The 247-nt window shown below is 40.5% G+C and carries 1 protein-coding gene; it reads right to left on the bottom strand.

Annotation, left to right across the window (positions count from 1 at the left end):
• Positions 1-247 (bottom strand): zinc ribbon domain-containing protein (locus CN288_RS28000; protein ID WP_141528043.1); only part of this gene is annotated, 247 nt, incomplete at both ends.

Below are 247 nucleotides of genomic sequence, written 5' to 3' on the forward strand. Positions count from 1 at the left end.
GCAACTCTAGATCTTTCACGTCTTTGTTTTTGTTGCCACAATGCGAACAAAGTTGAGAGCTGGCGAATGTTTTGGATACCACGACAACTTGTTTTCCATACCACTCTGCCTTATACACAAACATCGCTCTGAATTGTGACCAAGATACTTCTTGAATCGCTTTCGCGAGCTTGTGATTCTGTAACATATTGGATACTTGCAAATCTTCTATCCCAATCACATCGTGGTTTTTGATGATCATCGTAGA

Source organism: Bacillus sp. AFS023182 (assembly GCF_002560575.1).
GTDB classification, from domain to species: Bacteria; Bacillota; Bacilli; order Bacillales; family Bacillaceae_G; genus Bacillus_A; species Bacillus_A arachidis.